Origin of the sequence: Nocardia sp. NBC_00565, from assembly GCF_036345915.1 — a bacterium.
Lineage (GTDB): Bacteria > Actinomycetota > Actinomycetes > Mycobacteriales > Mycobacteriaceae > Nocardia.
Map to the genome: position 1 here is coordinate 8,557,585 of NZ_CP107785.1, position 16,808 is coordinate 8,574,392.

The following is a 16,808-nucleotide window of genomic DNA, read 5'->3' on the forward strand; positions in this document are numbered from 1 at the left end:
GAGTACTGCATTGCGTGGAGTCAACGTATTGGTCACCGGAGCGTCCGGCGGAATCGGCGGCGCGACCGCCGAACTGTTCGCGAGCAAGGGCGCGACGGTGTACCTCACCGACGTCGACGACGCGGCGGGGGAGCGCCGCGCACATGAACTGGGGCCGACTGCGCATTACCGTCGGCTCGATGTGACTGCCGAATCCGATTGGCAGGCAGTCACATCCGATATGGATCGCGCGGGGCACCCCCTGCAGGTGCTGGTGAACAGCGCCGGGGCAGCGATGAAAGCGCCACTGACCCAAACCACGCTGCAGCAGTTCCGCAGGATGATCGACCTCAATCTGGTCGGCACCTTCCTCGGACTGCAGGCGGCCGCCGCGGCGATGGTCGCAGGTGGGTCGGTCATCAACATCTCGTCGCTGCGGGGCGTGCTCGCGACCGCCGAACTCGGTGCCTACGGCGCGTCGAAGTTCGGTGTCCGCGCCCTGAGCAAGGTCGCGGCACTGGAACTGGCCGATCGTGGCATCCGTATCAACACGGTGTGTCCGGGCAGCATCGACACCGAGATCACCTCGGTTCCCGACTTCGCCGCCGACGATGTCGAAGCCTATGTGCGATCCATCCCCATGCAGCGGCGTGGCAGCCCCATGGAGGTCGCGAAGGCGATCTTGTTCCTGGCCGGTGCCGACAGCAGCTATGTCACCGGGATCGACCTGCTGGTCGATGGCGGCACTGCCGCCGGAGTCCGCACACCCAAGAAGCAGACCTAGAAGGCATGAAATGAGCTCGCAGTTCACAGTTTCCGGTCTCACCAAGACCTACGGATCGAACGTCGTCGTCGACCAGCTCGACCTCGCGATCGAGGAAGGCGAACTCCTCGTACTACTCGGCCCGAGCGGTTGCGGCAAGACGACCACCTTGCGCTGCCTCGCCGGATTGGAGACGCCACAGGATGGTTCGATCACCTTCAAGGACCGGCGTGTGTTCGACGCGCAGTCGAAGCTGAATGTGCCTGTCCACAAACGGAATATCGGGATGGTGTTCCAGTCGTACGCGCTGTGGCCACATATGACCGTGCGCAATAACATTCGGTATCCGCTCCAGGTCCGCAAATTGCGGAAGGAGATCTCGAGCGGAGCCGTCGAAAGTGCCGCTGCCATGGTCGATTGCGCAGAGCTGCTCGACCGGTACCCGGCGCAGCTCAGCGGTGGACAGCAGCAGCGCGTCGCGGTGGCCCGTGGCTTGGTGGCCCAACCGGATCTGGTGCTCTTCGACGAACCGTTGAGCAACCTGGATGCCAGATTGCGAGATCAGGTTCGTTCACAAATCCATCAGCTGCATCGAAGTCTCGGATTCACGGCGGTTTTCGTCACCCATGACCAAGCCGAGGCGTTTGCCCTCGGCGACCGCGTCGCCATTATGAAGGCGGGCAAGATCGAACAATACGATGCGCCGGAGCAGGTTTTCGAGCATCCGGTGTCGGAGTACGTGGCCGCATTCATCGGTATGGCCAACCGGCTGGAACTGCGCCGTGGTCCCGGTGGCTGGATGACCTCGGCCGGTGACGATATCGACCTGACGCGTGCGGTTGTGCGCGGACGAGCCGACGAAGGTACGTCCGCGGTCGCGCGGCTGCGTCCCGACGATGTCGTGGTGCATTCGTCGATCGACGAAGTGCCGCAGGGCGATGTGGCATTGCATGCCGAGTTGGTGACATACGAATACGGCGGCCGCCACTTCGACGTGACCGTCCGAACGGGTGGCGAACAGCTCGCGGTGCGGGTCGATGCGGCCGCCTATGGTGCCACGTTGCGACGAAGCCGCCCAGGAGATCCCATGATCGTCAGTTTCTCTCCCGCCAGCTTGCGCGTGTTCGCACACCCAGACGGCGCCGACGCCGATGTGCCGGAGCTGGCGACGGCGGGTGCGGGAGGGCAGTCGTGATGGCCACGCTGACCGCCACCCGGTCCCTTGCGATACCCGCGCACTGGCGGGCCAGAATTGGATATCTGGCGTTGCTGGCAGTTCTCGCCTATCTGGTCGTATTGCCGATGATCCGGCTGCAATCGTTGGCATTCGAAAACGGCGCGCAGGGTTATCGAAACCAGTACGGGCGCTTCGATATCGCGGAAACGATCGGGACCACCATCGCACTGGCCCTCGGATCGCTCGTGATCGCGATGGTGCTCGGCACGGTGCTGGCGTTCGCGGCGAGCCGACTTCCGGCGAAACTCGGCTTCCTGCGGATCATCCCGATCCTGCCGATCGTCATGCCCGCGGTCGCCAATGTCGTCGGCTGGGCCTTTCTGCTGTCGCCAGGGCCCGGTTACCTGAACCTGGTGCTCAGGAAGTTGCCGTGGTGGAGCGGATCGGACATCGGACCGATCGATGTCTACACCGTTCCGTGGATCATCATTCTCACGGCCTTCGGACTGACGTCGTTCGTCTACCTTTTCGTCAGTGCGGGCATGCAGAACATCAGCTCGGAACATCTCGAGGCCGCACAGGTGAGTGGGTCGTCCACGCTCGGAGTGTTCTTCCGGGTGGTGCTGCCACTGCTGCGCCCGTCGTTGATCTACGGCGGCGGAATTGCGTTGTTGCTGGGGCTCGGTCAGTTCACCGGTCCACTGCTGCTGGGCCAGAACAGTGGCGTCAAAGTGCTCACCACCGAGATGTATCGGCGAGTGTCCGAATCACCGTCCGACTTCGCCGCCGCCGCTGCGGCCGGTTCGCCACTGGTGATCTTCGGGCTTGTCCTGGTGCTGATCCAGAAGGCCTTGCTGGGCAACCAGATTCGCTTCGTCACCCACGGCGGCAAGGCGTTCGCGCCGTCCACCGGCCGCGCCACCTGGGCCACGGTGACGATCGTCGGCTACGCGTTGTTCGCCCTCGTCATCCCCTTGGTCGGGTTGATCATCGTGGCCTCGACGCGGTACTGGTCAGGGTCACTGTCGTGGGATCTGTTCACGCTCGACAATTTCCGAGAGTTGGCCTCCACCGACGCGATCGTCGAATCGGTGATCACCAGTGTGCTGACATCGCTCGGCGCGGTGGCGATCTGCGTACCCATCGGCTACGTGATGGCCAACCTGATGGTGCGGGGCCGACGCTACAAAATATTGGCGCTGATCGGTGACTTCGTCACGGCATTGCCGCTCGGCATCCCGGCGGTGATCTTCGGCGTCGGTTTCTTGCTCACCTATACCGAGCCGCCACTGATTCTGTACGGGACGCGAACAGTGATCATCCTCGTCTACGTCGTACTGATGTTGCCCTTCGCGACGCGCATGCAGATGACCGCGATGCTGTCGCTCGGTAGCACCTATACCGAGGCGTCGGCAACCAGCGGAGCATCACCATTCGTCACGAACGCGCGGATCATGCTGCCGTTGATGCGCCCCACCATCCTCAGCGCGGTCGCGCTGATGTTCATTCTGCTGACGCACGAATTCGCGGCCTCGCTATTGGTGCGTGCGTCGACCACCCAGGTGATGGGGACCCTGCTGTTCGATATGTGGCAGAACGGTTCCTACCCACTGGTCGCGGCGATGGCGCTGCTCATGACAGCGGTCACCACGATCGGCGTTGCACTCGCCATGCTGGTCGGCGGCCGCAACGTCCTCAGTAATCTCTGACCTCGAAAGGGCTGCACGGCAATGACTCTCGGTGTTTCGAGGCTCGACGGCAAGGTCGTACTGGTGACCGGCGCGACAGGGGGAATCGGCGTCGAAATCGTGCGCCGCCTGGCCGAGGAAGGGGCATCGGTCGTGGTGACCGATATCGATGTCGAGGCATGCGCGAAGCTGACCGCCGGTCTGGAACACGGTGAGCGGCACCAGGTTCTAGGACTGGACATCGCGCAGGAGGCCCAGTGGCAGCAGGTGGTGTCCGCGGTCTCCGAACGCTTCCCGGGTCTCGATGCTGTGGTCAACAACGGCGCCATCGGCAGTCTGGCATCGGTAGTCGACGAGGATCTGAACCGATACAACCGGGTGATCGAGGTGAGCCAGACCGGCACCTGGCTGGGTATGAAGCATGCGGGCGCACTGATCGAGCACACCGGCGGCGGATCGATCGTCAATATCTGCTCGATCCTCGGCACCGTCGGCGGCCTGGGCAACAGTCTGGCCTACGCCGCGGCGAAGGGCGCCGTCCGCAGCATGACGAAAAACGCCGCATTGCATTGGGCGACAAGGGGAGTGCGAGTCAACTCGATCCACCCGGGATTCATCGAAACCCCGCAACTCCTCGAACGATACGAGGGCACCGAGCGACACCAGGCGATGGTCGCGAACACCCCGATGGGCAGACTCGGCCGCGCCGAAGAGGTCGCGGCCGCAGTCGCATTCCTGGCGGGCAACGATTCGACCTTCATCACCGGCACCGAACTCTACGTGGACGGCGGCTGGACCTGCGCCTGACCGGCGAAGCCCGTGGTGCCCGCCGACCGAGAGCGGGGCGGTCATATCTTGCTGACCGCTAAGGAGTCGCCGCCAACTAGTGGTCCTGTGATTCGATCCGGCGGGGTGTCTCGCGGTTGTCCAACACCGCGTGCACATCCAACTCGACCGGAATGCTCGCGTCGATCTGTTCGAAGAACCGCAGGACATCGCTGCCTGCGTGGCCCTTGTGCAGCTCTGTCAGGACCTCGCCGGTGGCGATGTTCATCGCGGCGGCTACTTTGTCATCGAATGGTCCGACAGCTGTCCATCGCCTTGCTCGAAGTGCTCCACGCCGTCTGCATCCTTCGCGGACAGCACATTTCGGGCGACCAGTACGTCCAGATGTGCCATCGTCTCGCACGTCGCAACCATCTGATTGAAATCGTCGAGCGTGCTGAACGCGCGGTCGCGCCGCGTCCACGTCAACGCTCGGGCCACCGCCACGCCGGTGCACGGTCCCAGATCGCCGACGACAGTGACGATTTGCTCGAACCGGTGGTCATGATGGGCGAGGAGTGCACGAGCGCGTTGCCCGACGCTGCCTCCGGTGGGACCGTGCGCGGGCAACATCTTCTGCTCGTCATCGTGCTGCAGTAACGCCAATGACCGGAGGAAGTTGTCCAACGGCAGTTCCCACGGGCCCAATTCGAAACCGATCGACGGGGTGATCGTGGGCAGCACGTGGTCTCCGGTGAAGACGAGCCCCCGGTCGCGATCCTGAAAGATCATGTGGCCCTTGGTATGTCCGGGTGTGGCTACCGCATGGAGATCGAGCCCGGCGATGGCCAGCGCGCCGGGGCGCAGCCAGTGGTCGGGCTGTTCCCAGTCGTCGCGGTCGAACGGTTCGGCGATGCCTGCCGCATGGGCTCGTCGCGCGATATCGTCCGCGCCGGCCCGACGTAGTTCCCGCAGCGAACTGTCGGGGACGTTGCTGTTCAGTGCGTGAATGGCGCTGAGCCCGCCGGCTTCATCGGCGCCGAGATGAACTCGGCAGCCGTGCCGACGACGCAGTTCGATGGCGAAGGTGTAGTGGTCGCGGTGGATATGGGTGACGAAGACATCGTGAATATCGGCTGCCGACCGGCCGATTCGGGCCAGCGCGCCGGACAGCTCCCGGTAGGTGTCGGGCCGGTGCCAGCCGCCGTCGATGAGTACGAGGCCGTTGTCGGTTTCCAGTACGTACACGTTGACCGCGCGCAGGCCGTCCTGCGGCATCTGCAGCGGGATGCGGTGGATCCCATCGGTTATCGGATAACACCCGGGTTCGGCCCATTCGGCGCTCATTGGGTCGCGGGGGCGAGTGGCACCATCGTCTTCTCCTCGCCGTACCAGATCATGCGCCGTCCCCGCATAGTGCCCACGTTCTCGACGGCGGCCTGCCATTCCGGGCTCGCCAATGCGGCGTCGAGCGCCTCGCGGGATTCGAAACTCAGAATCGACAGACCGTCCCAGCCGGACGACTTCTCGTCGAAGAATTCGAGGAGTTCGGTGTGCTGCCAGCGCAGCAGGCCCGGCAGCGGGTAGGTCACCTCCGCGTGTTCACCCCGCCACCATTCGATGAACTGCTCGTGGGTCCAATCGTTGGGACGTGATGCGAGGACGATCAGGTTGTACATGCGACTCCTAACTGAATTCTGTTCAGTTTCGGCGGGCGTAGAGCTCCCACCGTGTGGGCGGTGGGAGCTCAGTTACGCACGATCCGTACTGCTGCTTCGGTGACCGACTCGGTGATCTGCTCGAGGGTGACGTTGCCCCTCGGCCGGTACCAGCGCCAGACGCTGATCACCAGGCCGAGGACCATTCGACCGAGCATGCGGGGATCGCCCGGAGTGAAGACGCCGGCCTCGATTCCGTCCGAAATCAGCCCGGTCCAATTCTGCTCGATCTGTCGCACGAGCTCGCGCGACCGCAGGCGTTCGGCCTCTTCCTTGGCCGACTGACGCGGGGCGGCCAGCAAATCCATATGGTTCTGCAGGATGCGGCGCTGTAGGGCATCGGTCGGCGAGGCAGTCAGCGCCGCGCCGATGGCGGCGCGCAGCGCCTGCTCCGGGTCGGCCTGATCGGCAACCGCGACGTTGAACCTTTCGGCCGAGTCGGCCAGTTCGAGTCGCATGATCGTCAGCAGGCAGTGGGCCTTCGATTCGAAATAGTGGTACAGCGCGGTCTGACCGATACCCACCTCGTCGGCGATCGACGCCCATTTGGTGTGCTCGTAACCGACTTTTCCGAACTGTTCGATGGCAGCGGTGAGGATTCCGCTGCGCTTCGAGCGCGCGCTTTCGCGGCGGACCTCCGAGTCAACGGTCATCAGCGCTCATACCCCCGCATTCGATGGTGTGCATTCGAAACGACTCTACCGGAACTGAGGTGAACTCGGGTCAACTGCGGCCAGCTGTGTCGCCAACCGCACAGCCTCGGGCCGGGACAACTTGCCGACGGTGTTCTGCGGCAGGTCTTGCACCGTGAACAGGTACTCGGGCCACTTCGACTTGGGAAAGTCCGCCGCCGCGAGTTGATCGGTGACAGTGGCCAATGTCAGCGGTTCGCCGTCGGCGACAACCAGCGCTGCCGCTCGTTCACCGAGCAGAGCGTCGGGCACCGGGACCACACACACTTGCACGATGCCCGGCACGTTCGCGATGGCCGATTCGAGTTCGTTGATATCGATATTGCGCCCGCCGCGGATAATGATCTGCTTCTGGCGCCCCGTCACCCGGATGGAGCCGTCGATTGCCACCTCGACCAGATCACCGGTCGGGAGGAAACCGTCCGCGGTGAGTGTCGGGGGAATCGCGACGCCGTCTCGGGCATAGCCGACGAACAGGGACGGGCCCTTTACCTGTGCATCGCCGATCGCACCGGCGGCCACGACCTTCCCGGCGGTGTCGACCGCCCGCACGACGGTGCCTCGGAACGGTCGCCCGTCCCGGCCGAGCCTGATGGCGGTCGGGTCGTCGAGTTGTGGCGTGGTGTGTCCGAGACATTCGGACATACCGAAAACCCGCAGGAACGTGGTACCGAGCTTTTCCTCGGCCGTATGCAGCGCGCGTTCGTTCATCGGACCGCCGCCTACGGTCATCGCGCGCAGGGCGGACAACGTGCCTTCGGAGCCGTCGGCCACCGACAGTTGCAGGGCCATGGTCGGAACCAGCATTGTCCAGGCGACGCGGTGCTCCGCCATGGCCGCCAGGGCCGCGGCAGGTTCCCATTTGCCGATCGACACCATCGTGCCGCCGAGATAGGCAGGTAGGTACATGCCGAAACAGAACGCGGCCACCGAAGACAGTGGTACGAACGCTCCCACAGCCTCATCCGGCTCCAGTCGAACGGTGTCGATGGTGCACTGGCAGGCGTAGCGGATGGCTTCTTCGGATTGCACAACACATTTGGGACGCCCGGTAGAACCGGAGGTCATCGCAATGGCCGTGCCTCCGTGCCATCGGTCCACCGAATCGAACGGGCCGGTTCGCGAGCGCAACACGCGTGCGTCGAAGGCAGCCGCCCGAATCGGGAAGCGATCCTCCCGCACACCCCAGCGCAGCAGCGAGTCCGGTGCCGCGACGACCATATCCGGGGCAATATCCTCGACAGCCAGCGCGAACTCGGATTCGGTGGCATGCGCGCCGAATACCGCGACGACACCACCCCGCAGACCGACCGCCACGGCGGCCGCCACCGTGTGCCAGGTGTTGTCGGCCTGGATGAGGGCAGTGGGCGGGGCCGAATCGATGGACTCGATCCGCTCGGCCAGCGCTCGGGCCGCTGCGACGATCTTTCCGAGGGTGTGGCGACCGAATTCGTCCACGACCGCGATCTGGTCCGGCGCACGCTGTGCCCGCTCGATCATTTCCTGCGCAAGTGTCTTCATCGCCCCACTTCTCTCGCGACGCTCGATATCTGTCTACTCGCTTCCACGTGCTGCGGCGCACCGCACGTCGACGGCGGCGGCACGAGGACCGCGCGTCCGGTGACGGTCCCGGCCCGAAGGCGCCGGTAGATGTCGACCGCGTCCGTGAGGGGATAGGTCGTGGCCGCGACGTGGAGTGTCGCGCCGATAGCCATATCGACCACGGCCTCCAGATCCGATCGGGTACCCCAGAACGGTGCGTCCACCTGCCACCCGGCGGCGAGGCCGATACGTTTGCCCATGGCCAGGCGGCCGCCCGCACTGCCGACGACCGCGAGTCGGCCCCCTGGCGCGAGCGCTCGCGCGGCCGACTCCATCGTGTCGGACGTGCCGACGAAATCGAGGATCAGGTCGGCACCGCCGTCGAGTGCGGGGAGCGCCGAGGCGAGATCGGCAAACGCCGCATCGCTGCCCAGCCGCAATGCGACGGGGAGCGTCTCCGGCCGGTTGTCGATGGCGAGGACACGTCCGGCACCGAAGTGGCGAAGGATCTGAATCGCCAGGTGACCGAGTCCGCCGACACCGATCACCACACAGATCGCGGATTCGTCGATGACATCGGCGTGCTGGCGCACAGCGTGGTAGGCGGTCGTCCCGGCGTCCGCGAGGGGAGCGGCGATGGCGGGTGCCAGATCGCCGGTCCGAACAAGGTATCGGGCCGAGGGAACAACCATGGCCTGTGCCAGACCACCGTGATAGCCGAGGCCATTGCCGATCGGAGCCAGTCTGCCGTCGGACCGAGGCCGCAGTGTCAGACAGTAGTTCTCCCGTCCACGCGCACAATTGCGGCAGCGGCCACAGCCCCAGATGCCATGGACCACAACGGCTTCGCCGAGCCAGGACTTATCCGCACCGGGGCCGGCATCGATCACCGTGCCCGCGACTTCATGGCCGAGGGTGAGCGGCAGTGGATAGTCGAAACTCGATTCGGCGGCATCCATGACATGCAGATCGGAGCGACACAACCCTGCCGCGGTGACCTGCAGCAGGAGTTCCGCACCACGCGGCTCCGGAACGGCGACTTCGCGCAACTGTGGTTCGGTACCCCACTCGGTCAGTTGGACGGCCAGCATCAGCGAGCCGTCCAGCCGCCGTCGACAATGAGCGTCTGCCCGGTCATATAGGACGACGCGCCGGAGGCGAGAAACAGGACCGCGCCGTCGATTTCACCGGCATTGCCACCACGGCCGAGCATGGTGTTGCGCCGCACCCACCCCGCCGACTTCTCGTTGTCGAACAGGCCATCGGTCATCTCGGTGTCGAACCAGCCCGGGACGACGGCGTTCACCCGGATCCCTCTGCGCCCCCACTGCCCGGCGAGTTCCCTGGTGAGTCCGAGTATCCCGGCCTTGGATGCGGCGTAGCTCGCGCCGCCGATCGGTGCGGTCGAGACCAGCCCGATCACCGACGAAATATTGATATACGACGCGCGTTCCCCTTCGGGCAGTCGCGTCGCGGCATAGGTGGCGAGGTGAAATCCAGCCACCAGGTTGACCTCGAGTATCGATGCGAACCCGGCTACCGTTTCGTCCTCGGCGTGCGGGGGACCGGGCCTGCCCGCGTTGTTGACCAGTACGTCGAGCCGTCCGGACTGCTCATAGCAGCGGTCGACCAACATTCGGCGGTCCTCGTCGGATGTCACATCACAGCGAACCGGAATGAGCCGGGGGTTATCCGCGGCCAGCGCCGCCAACCGGTCGAGCCTGCGAGCGGCCGCGTACACGGTGGCCCCGGCACCGGCGAGAGCGTTCGCGAAGCCCATCCCGAGGCCGGACGACGCGCCGGTGACGACGGCGACCCGGCCGGACAAACCGAACAGATCGTCCAGCGTCGTTCCGGTGTCGGATCCGTTGGCACTCATATCGTTTCGCATATCAGTACACCGCGGTCCGGCCGCCGTCGACGGGGATGATCGCACCGGTGGTGTAACCGGCGGCGGCGCTCGCCAGGTGGGTGACCAGACCGGCGATTTCCGCCGGCCGCCCCAGCCGACCGGCGGGCAGGCGATCGATGATCTTCCCGACGAACTCCTCATCCCAGTTCTCGGCCATATCCGTCGCGAATCCGCCCGGCATCACGCAGTTGACGCGCACAGTGGGCGCGTACTCCTGAGCGAACGCCATGGTCAATGCGTTGAGCCCGTTCTTGGCCGCCGCGTACATCGCCTCGGGCGGACTCGGCCGGACCGCCCCGATGCTCGAGATATTGATGATCGACCCGCCACCGGCGGCGGCCATCCGGTCACCGGCAACCGCCATCAGGCGAAACGGGCCCTTCAGGTTGACCTCGATGGTCTTGTCCCACAGTGCTTCCGAGACCGACAGCAGATTGTCGGCCAGCGGTGCGATACCCGCGTTGTTCACGACGATATCGAGCCTGCCGAAATCGGCGATGATTCGATCGACGGCCGGTTCGATCGACTCCCACTTGCCGACATGCAATACGAACGGGTGCGCGCTGCCCGGCCCATCGCCGTCGCTGAGTGCGGCAACGGCCTGCTCGCACGCGTCGCGTTTGCGGCTGGACACGATAACCGTGCAGCCCGCGTCACGCAGCCCGCGCGCGATCGCCAGTCCGAGGCCGCGGCTGGCGCCGGTGACCAAGGCGACCTTTCCGGTCAATTCCGTTGTGCTCATTTGTGCTTCTTCAATTCGAGGCGGGCGATGGTACGCAGGTGTACTTCGTTGGGACCGTCGGCGATCTGCAGTGCCCGGGTGATGGCGTACAGGCGGGCCAGGACGGTGTCGTCGCTGACGCCTGCGGCACCGTAGGTCTGCACCGCGCGGTCGACGACGGTGTGCGCCACTTCCATCGCCGAGACCTTGATGGCGGCGACTTCCGATCGAGCGGCCGCGTTGCCGTAATTGTCGATGAGCCAGGCCGACTTCAGGACGAGCAGGCGGATCTGATCGATCTCGATGCGGCTGCGGGCAATCCACTCGCGTACGACACCGCGATCGGCCAGTGGACCGCCGAATGCGATGCGCTCCAGGGAGCGTTGGCACATCATGTCGAGTGCACGCTCGGCCATGCCGATGGCGCGCATCGCGTAGTGCATGCGGCCCGGTCCCAACCGGCCCTGGGCAATGGCGAAACCGTCACCTTCGGCGCCGAGCATATTCTCGGCCGGAACGCGGACATCGGTGAACTGGACTTCGCCGTGGCCGAGCCGGTCACGGAAGCCGAACATCGGAAGATCGCGCAGCACTTCGATCCCCGGGGTGTCACGGGGGACCAGAATCATGCTCTGCTGGCGATATGTCGGTGCCTGCGGATCCGATTTGCCCATGAAGATGATGAGCTTGCAGTCCGGGTCGAGAATGCCGGAGGTGTACCACTTACGGCCGTTGAGGACGTACTCGTCGCCGTCACGAACGATGGTGGAGGTGATGTTGGTGGCGTCGGAGCTGGCCACCGCGGGTTCGGTCATCGCGAATGCGGAGCGAATAGTGCAGTCCAACAATGGTTTCAGCCAAAGCTGGCGCTGCTGCTCGGTCCCGTACATGGCCAGAATTTCCATATTGCCGGTGTCTGGAGCCGAGCAATTGATGGCTTCGTTGCCGATGATGGATCGACCGACTACCTCGGCCAGTGGCGCGTACTCCAGATTGGTGAGCCCGGCGCCGAGGCCGTCGTGGGTCATGAACAGATTCCACAGACCTGATTCGCGGGCCTTGACCTGCATATCTCGCATGACCTGCGGCTGCTCATGGGGGTTGTCGTTCGCCGCGATCTGGGCGTCGAACACCTGCTCCGCGGGATAGACGTACTCGTCCATGAAGGATTCGAGTTTGCCGAGCAGATCCTGCGTGCGGGGGGAGTAGGAGAAATCCACGGTGCGGCTCCTGAACTGGTGCGGTCGATATCAACCGGCGAGTAGCGCGGTCCCGGTCTCGATCAGGCGGTTGATGGTGGCGGGCAGCTTTTCCTGGTCGGGGTCGTAGTGCCGACCTTCGCGGTGTCGGCGCAGGTTGTGGCCCATGATCGCGGCCATCTTGAGGCGGCCCAGCGCGTCGAACCACGTCATATCGGTGAGCGCGGGCCCGTCGCCGACATACAGGTCGACCAGCTCTTGCGCCGAAGCCAGCCCGGGCACCTCCCGGCCGACGCCGGGAAAGTTGCTGCCATCGGCAAAGACGAGGAACCAGCCCAATTCGACCCGAGGGTCGCCTGCGCTCCAGATCTCCCAATCGATCAACGCGACCGGTTCGACCCCGTCGGAAATGATGTTTCCGAGGCGGTAATCACCATGCACCAGTGTCGGTGTGGTCGGTTCGGGTGTGGTCCGGCCGAGCAGCTCGAGCAGCCGGTCGCCACCGGCAACGAGGTCGGGCGGGACGGCGCCGAGGGTGCGAGCCCAGCGGGCGAGTTCGGCGTCCGGTGTCAGCGGTGCTTGCGCGCCGGGCACGGTGTTCGGATCTATTGCGTGCAGGCGCGGCAGAATTTCCGCGGCCCGCCGCATCCGGGCCGCGGCCAAGCCGGTTTCGACGGCCGGATCGTCCAGTACCGGTTCCAACGCCTCCCCGGCCACGAATTCCATGGCGAACCAGGCGGGTTCGATGTCGTCGACCGCAACGATGTCCGGTACGGGAACAGGTGTGTGCGCCAATGCCTGCATGATCCGGGCCTGTCGCAGCATGTCGTGCCGGCCGATGGCCTGCTGCCCCTCGGGTACGGCCTTGACCACGAAGTCACCGCCGGTCGTTCGCACCCGGTACGTCAAGCCGGAATGTCCGCCGAGCAGCGGTTCGAATGCGGTGACCGTCACGTCGCGGTCCGCCTGCAGCCGGGTTCTGACGCGTTGTTCCACGGTGTGCCCACCCGTCGCCCGACCGCCACCCCCTACGGAATCGCTACCTGAACTCATGGGCGTGGCTCCCTCGGTAGTCCGAGAACTCGCTCGGCGATGATGTTGTGCTGAATCTCGTCGGTTCCCCCGGCGATCCGATAGCCGGGCGCGCCGAGAATGTGCTCGGCCCACGCGAAGGTTCCCCAGCGACCGGAGTCCACGGTGAGGTCTGGCCCGAGTAGCAGGCGCACCACCTCGGACGTGCGCGCCATCGTGTCGGTCGCCAGTAGTTTCCCGATCGAGGCCTCCGGTCCGGGGTCCTTGCCCGCGACGACGGCGCCCGCCACCCGCATATTGCCGATTCGCTGTAGATAGCTGCGTATTACCAGGTCGGCGACCTTATCGCGTTCGATCTCGGTCAGCTCCCGTCCGAGATGCTGGGCCAGCGCGACCGCCTGATCCGCGTTCGCCAGACCGAGGTTGCCGCCGTCGAGGCGTTCGGCGGCCAATACGGTGAGCGCTACCGGCCAGCCCTGCCCCACCGGTCCGAGCCGGTAGCTGTCGTCGAGTCGAACACCATCGAGGAAGACCTCGTTGAACGAGCTGCCACCGGTCATCTGCCGGATCGGGCGAACGGTCACCCCCGGTGTGGTCATCGGCACCAGGAAGACGGTGAGTCCGGCGTGTTTCGCTGCCGCGGTATCGGTTCGGCACACGGCGACGCCGATATCGGACACCCGCGCGCCCGAGGTCCACACCTTGTGGCCGTCGAGCGTCCACATGCCATCGGCGGATCGGACGGCGCGCGTCCGCACCGCTGCCAGATCGGAACCGGCCTCGGTTTCCGAGAACAATTGGCAGGCAATGATATCCGTGCGCAGCATGGCCCGGACATAGCGTGACCGCTGCTCGTCGGTGCCCCATTGCTCGATGGTGGGAGCGACCAGTTGTTGTGTCACCGAGAACATCTCGGTGCGCCGTGGCACATCGAAGTCCGCTTCGGCGCGCCGGAAAGCAAGGACGTACGACAGCGGCAGACCGCGGCCGCCGTAGGTCTCGGGCCAGTTCAGCGCGCCCCAGCCCGCGTCGAATTTGGCGCGCTCGTACTCGCGGATCCGGTCGGTGTGCGCGCGTTCCTCCTCGGCGTTCCAGCTCTCGAAAACGGCTACCGAATCCGAACCCGAACCCCAGACCGATTCCGCTCGGCGGACTGCCACACTGCTCAACCAGGCGAGCGCCTCATCGGTGAAGCGGACGAGGTCGGGAAGTGTCTGTGTGGTCACTGATTCACCTCGAAAAGTGTTGTCATGTCACACCGAAAGCACGGTGCAGGCGCTGATTCCGGGCGCTCCGTACACGTGCGTGAAGCCGACCTTCGGTGCTCCGGGTACCTGTCGATCTCCGGCTTCGCCGCGCAGCTGGGTGACTATCTCGTGCACCTGGCGCAGACCCGATGCGCCGATGGGTTCGCCGTTGGCGATGCACCCACCGTCGGTATTGACCGGCAGTCGCCCGCCGATCTCGGTGTCGCCTGCCGCGATCATCGACTCCTGCTCGCCGTGCTCGCAGAAGCCGCATTCGGCCATATGCATGATCTCGGCACCGCTCTCGGTGTCCTGAAGTTGCGCGACGTCGACATCGGCAGGGGAAATGCCCGCCTGTTCGAAGGCCGCCGCGGCCGCGTCGGCGCTCACGCTGGTCGGTTCGCCCCCGCCTTGGACGGCCGGGCTGAATACTTCGAATGAGCCGAAGCGGCGGGTGCGGTGGCTGATCGCGCGCAACCGGACCGGGCGACCGCCGAGTCGCCGGACCGCGGCCTCGGTGGCGACGATGACGGCGGCCCCGCCCTCGCCCGGGGAGCAGAACATATATCGCGTCAACGGGTCGTTCACCATATCGGCGGCGGCGATCTCGTCGGCCGAGATCGCTGCACGTCGCCAGGCATTCGGGTTCAGACTGCCGTTTCGGTACGCCTTTTCGGCAACCTTCGCCAAGGTCGTGCCGGAAATCCCGTATTCGCGCATATATCGGCCGATCTTGGCGCCGAAGAACTGCGTGGTGACCATGAGCCCGGCCGCGCCGTAACCCTCGGGCAGCCCCCATTCGGCCGGTGTCGGATCGAAGGCTCCGCGTGGGTGTTTATCGAATCCGACCGCCAGCGCGATTTCGGCGGTTCCGGAACGGACCGCATTGACCGCCGAGAACAGTGCGCTGCCACCGGTGGCGCAGCCATTCTTCACATTGCTGAAAGATATTCCGGTGAAACCGAGTTCGGCGACGAGGGTGTCGGCGAGTCCCGAACCGTCGCTACCGCCGACGGCGACATCGATGTCGGGCCAGGTCAACCCGGCATCGTCGAGTGCGGCGGCGATGGCGCTGACCGCCATCTGACGGCCGGTGCTGCCGGGCTGCCTGCCGAACTTCGACAGCCCGGCTCCGATGATCGAAACTGTTTGTGTCACTGCGCTTCTCTTTGCTGTGAAACGACCGCGAACCGAGGTACCGGTGCGGTGCCGACGAGGTGCACCGGTGCCCGGTCCAACTCGGTGAAGTCCGCGCACTCCAGGATTGCTTGAATGCGAATACCTTCCGGAAGCTCGACATAGCCCACCGCGAATGCTGAAAAGCCTTCGGCAGGAGGGATATACGGTGGCGACTTCGGTGGGAACCGTTGGACCGTGTAGGCCCACACCACTCCCCGCGTGCTCAACTCCATTGCGGTGGCCGTCGGCTGGACGCATCGTGCGCACATGGTGGTTGCCGGATATGCGACCGTGTCACAGACCGTGCACCGGCTACCTTCCAGTACCGATGCTGCGTGCTCGCCCATGTCGATCTCCTCTTCGAGTCGTACGGAGCGGCGTTGTTCAGCGACCGACCCACTTCGGTTCGCGCTTCTCGAGGAATGCGTTCACGCCCTCGCGTGCGTCTTCGGACTGCAGGGCATTGCCCACCGCGAGATGCTCCATCACCATGAGCGATTGGATGTCCGCATCCAGACCGCGGTCGATGGTCATCTTCGTGAGCTTCATGGCGAATGGGCTCTTGTCGACGATCGGTGCGATGAATTCGGCGACCAGGTCGTCGAGTTCGGCCGCGGGTGCCGAAGCATTGATCAGATCGAAGTCCACGGCTTGCTTGCCGGACAGCAGCTTTCCGGTCAACATCAGTTCCTTGGTCTTACGGATACCGATCATGCGGGGCAACCGGTAGATCGGACCCGCGCCACCGAAAAGCGCACGGCGAATGTGGAAGTCACCGATCAGCGCGTCCTCGGATGCGACAGCGAAGTCGCAGGAGATCATCAGCTCGAATCCGCCGGCCGTCACATGCCCCTCGAGGACCGCCACCGATGGCGTGTTCATCGAGTAGAGGCGGTCGCACACCTTGGCCGAGAGCACCGCGACATCCATCGCATTGGTGCTGCCGACATAGTTGGCAAGCAGTTCGTCCAGGTCGAAGCCCGAGCAGAACGTATTGCCGCGGCCGCGTAGCACGAGGACTTTGAGATCTGGGTCGTTGTCGACCTCGACGATGATTTCGTCGAGTCGGTGCAGAAGTTCTGTGGTGACAGCGTTCTTCTTGTGCGGGCGATTGAGCCACACGCGGGCGACGTCGCCGTCCTTCTCCAACACGATGTGGTCGGTGTCCACCATCTCGAACCTCTTTCTTGAACT

Annotated in this window: 18 protein-coding genes; 4 read left to right on the forward strand and 14 right to left on the reverse strand. The window is 64.8% G+C overall.

From position 1 onward, the window contains the following. Positions 1-10: 10 nt before the first annotated feature. Genes OG874_RS39495 through OG874_RS39510 form a run of 4 tightly spaced genes read left to right on the forward strand, consistent with a single transcriptional unit; the run spans position 11 to position 4,414 of the window. Complete coding sequence (locus OG874_RS39495; protein WP_330252134.1) at positions 11-763, forward strand: SDR family NAD(P)-dependent oxidoreductase; 753 nt, start codon at positions 11-13, stop codon at positions 761-763. Positions 764-773: 10 nt separating this feature from the next. After that, entirely contained in the window at positions 774-1,937 is a 1,164-nt protein-coding gene (locus OG874_RS39500; RefSeq protein ID WP_330252135.1) for an ABC transporter ATP-binding protein, read from the forward strand. After that, positions 1,937-3,628, forward strand: coding sequence for an ABC transporter permease (locus tag OG874_RS39505; RefSeq protein ID WP_330252136.1), 1,692 nt, complete (start codon positions 1,937-1,939; stop codon positions 3,626-3,628). Before OG874_RS39500 ends, OG874_RS39505 begins: the two co-directional genes overlap by 1 nt. A gap of 21 nt (positions 3,629-3,649) precedes the next feature. Further along, complete coding sequence (locus tag OG874_RS39510) at positions 3,650-4,414, forward strand: SDR family NAD(P)-dependent oxidoreductase (protein ID WP_330252137.1); 765 nt, start codon at positions 3,650-3,652, stop codon at positions 4,412-4,414. 76 nt (positions 4,415-4,490) lie between these two features. Here the strand turns inward: OG874_RS39510 and OG874_RS39515 are convergent, their stop codons facing one another. The 14 genes from OG874_RS39515 to OG874_RS39580 form a co-directional block, all read right to left on the reverse strand. Then, on the reverse strand, positions 4,491-4,661 hold the full coding sequence (locus OG874_RS39515) for a hypothetical protein (protein WP_330252138.1): 171 nt from the start codon (positions 4,659-4,661) through the stop codon (positions 4,491-4,493). An 8-nt stretch (positions 4,662-4,669) separates the two neighbouring features. Further along, positions 4,670-5,719, reverse strand: coding sequence for an MBL fold metallo-hydrolase (locus OG874_RS39520; protein ID WP_330252139.1), 1,050 nt, complete (start codon positions 5,717-5,719; stop codon positions 4,670-4,672). Then, positions 5,716-6,051, reverse strand: a complete 336-nt coding sequence (locus OG874_RS39525; RefSeq protein ID WP_330252140.1) for an EthD domain-containing protein — start codon at positions 6,049-6,051, stop codon at positions 5,716-5,718. Before OG874_RS39525 ends, OG874_RS39520 begins: the two co-directional genes overlap by 4 nt. Positions 6,052-6,119: 68 nt before the next feature. Then, positions 6,120-6,743 (reverse strand): TetR/AcrR family transcriptional regulator, encoded by a 624-nt coding sequence (locus OG874_RS39530; protein ID WP_330252141.1) that lies wholly within the window; start codon positions 6,741-6,743, stop codon positions 6,120-6,122. Between the two features lie 45 nt (positions 6,744-6,788). Beyond that, on the reverse strand, positions 6,789-8,303 hold the full coding sequence (locus tag OG874_RS39535; RefSeq protein WP_330252142.1) for a class I adenylate-forming enzyme family protein: 1,515 nt from the start codon (positions 8,301-8,303) through the stop codon (positions 6,789-6,791). After that, on the reverse strand, positions 8,300-9,415 hold the full coding sequence (locus OG874_RS39540) for an alcohol dehydrogenase catalytic domain-containing protein (RefSeq protein WP_330252143.1): 1,116 nt from the start codon (positions 9,413-9,415) through the stop codon (positions 8,300-8,302). The genes OG874_RS39535 and OG874_RS39540 overlap by 4 nt, the downstream gene beginning before the upstream one ends. Then, positions 9,415-10,203, reverse strand: a complete 789-nt coding sequence (locus tag OG874_RS39545) for an SDR family NAD(P)-dependent oxidoreductase (RefSeq protein ID WP_330252144.1) — start codon at positions 10,201-10,203, stop codon at positions 9,415-9,417. Before OG874_RS39545 ends, OG874_RS39540 begins: the two co-directional genes overlap by 1 nt. 13 nt (positions 10,204-10,216) lie before the next feature. Beyond that, positions 10,217-10,978 carry an SDR family NAD(P)-dependent oxidoreductase gene (locus OG874_RS39550; RefSeq protein ID WP_330252145.1) on the reverse strand — a complete coding sequence of 254 codons (762 nt, stop codon included), beginning with the start codon at positions 10,976-10,978 and terminating at the stop codon, positions 10,217-10,219. Continuing rightward, entirely contained in the window at positions 10,975-12,177 is a 1,203-nt protein-coding gene (locus OG874_RS39555; protein WP_330252146.1) for an acyl-CoA dehydrogenase family protein, read from the reverse strand. Before OG874_RS39555 ends, OG874_RS39550 begins: the two co-directional genes overlap by 4 nt. A 30-nt stretch (positions 12,178-12,207) precedes the next feature. Further along, a complete protein-coding gene (locus OG874_RS39560) occupies positions 12,208-13,209 on the reverse strand; it encodes a phosphotransferase family protein (protein WP_330252147.1) in 1,002 nt (333 codons plus the stop codon). Further along, positions 13,206-14,414: an acyl-CoA dehydrogenase family protein gene (locus OG874_RS39565; protein WP_330252148.1), complete on the reverse strand. Its 1,209-nt coding sequence runs from the start codon at positions 14,412-14,414 to the stop codon at positions 13,206-13,208. The genes OG874_RS39560 and OG874_RS39565 overlap by 4 nt, the downstream gene beginning before the upstream one ends. A gap of 27 nt (positions 14,415-14,441) precedes the next feature. Then, positions 14,442-15,593, reverse strand: coding sequence for a thiolase family protein (locus tag OG874_RS39570; RefSeq protein ID WP_330252149.1), 1,152 nt, complete (start codon positions 15,591-15,593; stop codon positions 14,442-14,444). Next, complete coding sequence (locus tag OG874_RS39575) at positions 15,590-15,961, reverse strand: Zn-ribbon domain-containing OB-fold protein (protein WP_330252150.1); 372 nt, start codon at positions 15,959-15,961, stop codon at positions 15,590-15,592. Before OG874_RS39575 ends, OG874_RS39570 begins: the two co-directional genes overlap by 4 nt. Before the next feature lie 37 nt (positions 15,962-15,998). Then, on the reverse strand, positions 15,999-16,787 hold the full coding sequence (locus OG874_RS39580) for an enoyl-CoA hydratase/isomerase family protein (protein WP_330252151.1): 789 nt from the start codon (positions 16,785-16,787) through the stop codon (positions 15,999-16,001). Positions 16,788-16,808 lie beyond the last annotated feature (21 nt).

Excerpts from the sequence above, each read along its gene's own strand:
- OG874_RS39560 (WP_330252147.1), bottom strand. The coding sequence starts at position 13,209 with ATGAGTTCAGGTAGCGATTCCGTAGGGGGTGGCGGTCGGGCGACGGGT.
- OG874_RS39505 (WP_330252136.1), top strand. The coding sequence starts at position 1,937 with ATGGCCACGCTGACCGCCACCCGGTCCCTTGCGATACCCGCGCACTGG.
- OG874_RS39535 (WP_330252142.1), bottom strand. The coding sequence starts at position 8,303 with ATGAAGACACTTGCGCAGGAAATGATCGAGCGGGCACAGCGTGCGCCG.
- OG874_RS39540 (WP_330252143.1), bottom strand. The coding sequence starts at position 9,415 with ATGCTGGCCGTCCAACTGACCGAGTGGGGTACCGAACCACAGTTGCGC.
- OG874_RS39520 (WP_330252139.1), bottom strand. The coding sequence starts at position 5,719 with ATGAGCGCCGAATGGGCCGAACCCGGGTGTTATCCGATAACCGATGGG.
- OG874_RS39545 (WP_330252144.1), bottom strand. The coding sequence starts at position 10,203 with ATGAGTGCCAACGGATCCGACACCGGAACGACGCTGGACGATCTGTTC.
- OG874_RS39500 (WP_330252135.1), top strand. The coding sequence starts at position 774 with ATGAGCTCGCAGTTCACAGTTTCCGGTCTCACCAAGACCTACGGATCG.
- OG874_RS39515 (WP_330252138.1), bottom strand. The coding sequence starts at position 4,661 with ATGAACATCGCCACCGGCGAGGTCCTGACAGAGCTGCACAAGGGCCAC.
- OG874_RS39575 (WP_330252150.1), bottom strand. The coding sequence starts at position 15,961 with ATGGGCGAGCACGCAGCATCGGTACTGGAAGGTAGCCGGTGCACGGTC.
- OG874_RS39510 (WP_330252137.1), top strand. The coding sequence starts at position 3,650 with ATGACTCTCGGTGTTTCGAGGCTCGACGGCAAGGTCGTACTGGTGACC.
- OG874_RS39525 (WP_330252140.1), bottom strand. The coding sequence starts at position 6,051 with ATGTACAACCTGATCGTCCTCGCATCACGTCCCAACGATTGGACCCAC.
- OG874_RS39580 (WP_330252151.1), bottom strand. The coding sequence starts at position 16,787 with ATGGTGGACACCGACCACATCGTGTTGGAGAAGGACGGCGACGTCGCC.
- OG874_RS39550 (WP_330252145.1), bottom strand. The coding sequence starts at position 10,978 with ATGAGCACAACGGAATTGACCGGAAAGGTCGCCTTGGTCACCGGCGCC.
- OG874_RS39530 (WP_330252141.1), bottom strand. The coding sequence starts at position 6,743 with ATGACCGTTGACTCGGAGGTCCGCCGCGAAAGCGCGCGCTCGAAGCGC.